The organism is Nocardiopsis protaetiae (assembly GCF_045446735.1).
Lineage (GTDB): Bacteria > Actinomycetota > Actinomycetes > Streptosporangiales > Streptosporangiaceae > Nocardiopsis > Nocardiopsis protaetiae.
Window position 1 is genome coordinate 1 of record NZ_JBJJBV010000432.1, and the last position, 3,768, is coordinate 3,768.

Sequence of the window (3,768 nt, forward strand, 5' to 3'; positions counted from 1 at the left end):
GTCCGCGGCGCGCGGGTGCACAACCTGCGCGCCGTGGACGTGTCCCTGCCCCGCGACGCGCTCGTCGCGTTCACCGGGGTGTCCGGGTCCGGCAAGTCCTCGATCGCGTTCGGCACCCTGTACGCCGAGGCCCAGCACCGCTACCTGGAGTCGGTCGCCCCGTACGCGCGCCGACTGCTCCAGCAGCTGCCCGCCCCGGACGTCGACGGCATCACCGGGCTGCCGCCCGCGGTGGCCCTGGCCCAGGCCCGGTCGGCGCCCTCGGGCCGGTCCACGGTGGGCACCCTGACGGCGGTCTCCAACTCGCTGCGCATGCTCTTCTCCCGGGCCGGGACCTACCCGCCCGGGGCCGAGCACCTGGATTCGGACTCCTTCTCCCCCAACACCGCGGTCGGCGCCTGCCCGGTCTGCCACGGGGAGGGCGTGGAGTACGAGGTCACCGAGGAATCGCTGGTCCCCGACCCGTCGCTGAGCATCGCCGACGGTGCCGTCGCCTCCTGGCCCGGCGCCTGGCAGGGCAAGAACCTGCGCGACATCCTCGACACCCTCGGGTACGACGTCCACCGCCCCTGGCGCGAACTCCCGCGCGAGGAGCGCGAGTGGATCCTGTTCACCGACGAGCAGCCGGTGGTCACCGTGCACCCCGTCCGGGAGGCGGGCCGGGTGCAGCGCCCCTACCAGGGCGCCTACAGCAGCGCCCGGCGGCTGGTCCTCAAGGCGTACGCGTCCTCGGCCAGCGAGGCCCGCAAGGAGAAGGCCCGCGGGTTCATGGACGAGCGGGTCTGCCGCGAGTGCGACGGGCGGCGGCTCGGCCGGGCCGCGCTGCGCGTCACCTTCGCGGACCGGAGCATCGACGAGCTGGCCCGGATGCCGCTGTCCGCGCTCGCCGACCTGCTCGCCGCCTGGCACGACGACCCCGGGCCCGCGGGCACCCTCGTCCAGGACATCACCGCCCGCGTGGAGGTGCTGGTGGAACTGGGCCTGGGCTACCTGGCCACCTCCCGCCCCGCGCCCACCCTCTCCACCGGCGAACTCCAGCGCATCCGGCTGGCCACCCAGGTGCGCACCGCCCTGTTCGGCGTGGTGTACGTGCTGGACGAGCCGTCGGCCGGGCTGCACCCGGCGGACTGCGAGGCCCTGTCGGGCATCCTGCGGCGGCTGCGCGACGGCGGCAACACCGTGTGCTTCGTGGAGCACGACATGGACATCGTGCGCGGCGCCGACTGGGTGGTGGACGTGGGGCCCGGCGCCGGGGCGGGCGGCGGCCGGGTGCTCTACAGCGGGCCGGTGCCCGGGCTCGCCGAGGTCGGGGAATCGGTCACCCGCCGCTACCTCTTCGGGTCGCCCGCGCCCGAACGCGTCGGCCGCACCCCGGCGGGGACCCTCCGGGTGCGCGGGGTCAGCCGCAACAACCTGCGCGGACTCGACGTTGACGTGCCGCTGGGCGTGTTCACCGCCGTCACCGGGGTGTCCGGCTCGGGCAAGTCCACCCTGCTCGGCGCGATCGAGGAGCGGGCCGCCGCCCGCGGCCGGGCGGTGTGGGTGGACCAGAAGCCCATCGGCCGCACCCCGCGCTCCAATCCGGCCACCTACACGGGGCTGTTCGACACGGTCCGCAAACTGTTCGCCGCCACCGACGAGGCCAGGGGGTTCGGGTACGGGCCCGGACGGTTCTCCTTCAACATGCCCGAGGGGCGCTGCCCCACCTGCGAGGGCGAGGGGTTCGTGTCCGTGGAACTGCTGTTCCTGCCCAGCACCTACGCCCCCTGCCCCACCTGCGGGGGCGCCCGCTACAACCCCGACACCCTGCGGGTGGCCTACCAAGGGCTCACCATCGCCGAGGTCCTGGACCTGGCGGTGGACGAGGCGCTGGAGTTCTTCGCCGGGGCGCCCGCCGTTGCGCGTTCGCTGGACACCCTGAGCGCGGTCGGCCTGGGCTACCTGCGGCTGGGGCAGCCCGCCACCGAGCTGTCCGGCGGCGAGGCGCAGCGCATCAAGCTCGCCACCGAACTCCAGCGCCGCACCGTCGCCGACACCGTGTACCTGCTGGACGAGCCCACCACCGGGCTGCACCCGCACGACGCCGACGTGCTGATGGACCGCTTGCGCGACCTCATCGACGCGGGCGCGACCGTGGTCGCCGCCGAGCACGGGATGCGGATCGTCGCCACCGCCGACCACGTCATCGACCTGGGGCCGGGCGGCGGCGACGAGGGCGGCCGGGTGGTCGCCGCGGGCACGCCCGCGGAGGTGGCGGCCGTGGCCGGGAGCCGCACCGCGGCCTACCTCAAGGACCTGGTCCGGTGAGGTGCGCGCTGTACCCGCCGCCGTTCGGGGAGCTGGACGAGGCGCTCGACCTGTCGGCGCCTGACGGCGGGAGCCCGGGAGCGGGAGCCCGGGGGCGGGGGGCGGGGTCGGGCCGACATGTCGCCGGGTCGAGATGGCGAGGTGTGGAGGTGTCGACCCGGCGACGAGTCGACAAGGGGACTCTTTGCGCCGGACGGTGCGGCGCCTCCTCCGAAGGTCGCAAGCGCGATGCCGATCCGCGCCCGATGTGCCGGGGGTACCGGTTCCGCGACGCTGGGACCACACCACCGGAAGGAGCGGACCGTGACCCCCGCCCAGACCACCGCACCACCGTCCCGCCGCCGGAACGCGGCGGCCCTGGCCGCCGCGACGGGAGCCGTCGCCGTGTTCGCCACCGGCTGCGCCGCGGCCCCGGAGCCCGCACACGTACCGGACGCGGCCGCCCCCACCGCCGAGCTCACCGGGCCGGACCTGGACGCCTGGCTCGACGGCCTCATCCCCGCCGCCCTGGACGGTGCGGGCATCCCCGGCGCCGCGGTCTCCGTCGTCCACGACGGCGAGCTGCTCACCGCCCGCGGCTACGGGTACGCGGACACCGGCGCCGACGGGGGCGCACCGGTGCCGGTCGACCCCGAGGACACCCTCTTCCGCGTCGGCTCCGTGTCCAAGCTGTTCACGGCCACCGCGGTCATGCAACTGGTCGAGCAGGGGCGGGTCGACCTCGACACCGACGTCCACGAGTACATCGACTTCACGATCCCCACCGCGTTCGACGAGCCGATCACCGTGCGGCACCTGCTCACCCACACCCCCGGGTTCGAGGAGGCCGTACAGGGGCTGATCCTCCCCGACGGGGCCGAGCCCGACCTCGGCGAAGTCCTCAAGGCCGACCCGCCCGAGCAGATCTACCCGCCCGGCACCGTCCCGGCCTACTCCAACTACGGCAACGCCCTGGCCGGGTACGTCGTCGAGCAGGTCTCCGGGGAGCCCTTCGCGGACTACGTCCAGGAGAACGTGCTGGAGCCGGCGGGCATGGACGCCTCCGCGTTCGCCCAGCCCCTCCCCGCGGAACTGCGCGAACGCCTGGCCGGCGGCTACCAGGCCACCGGCTCCCCCGCCGCCCCGTTCGAGACGGTGTCGGGAGCGCCCGCGGGCGCGCTGACCTCCTCCGCGACCGACATGGCGCGGTTCATGCTCGCCCACCTGGGCGACTCCGAAGGCGTGGGGCTGTCCCCCGAGACCCTGGAGCTCATGCACTCCCCCGCCCTGGACGAGGACTCCCTGGGCACCCTCGCCGCCGGACCGCGCATGACCCTCGGGTTCTTCGACGAGACCCGCAACGGCCACCGGATCCTCGGGCACGGCGGCGACACGCTGTACTTCCACAGCGAGATGCAGATCCTCCCCGAGGAGGACACCGGCATCTTCATCACCCTCAACGGCTCCGGCGACACCGCGCTG

2 protein-coding genes are annotated in these 3,768 nt (G+C 74.6%); both read left to right on the top strand.

Annotation, left to right across the window (positions count from 1 at the left end):
- Positions 1-2,307: ATP-binding cassette domain-containing protein (locus ACJOT3_RS33380; RefSeq protein WP_406977126.1), on the top strand; the 2,307-nt coding region annotated here is incomplete at its 5' end.
- Between the two features lie 303 nt (positions 2,308-2,610).
- Positions 2,611-3,768, top strand: a 1,158-nt coding sequence (locus ACJOT3_RS33385; protein WP_406977127.1) for a serine hydrolase domain-containing protein, incomplete at its 3' end; no start/stop codon positions are given.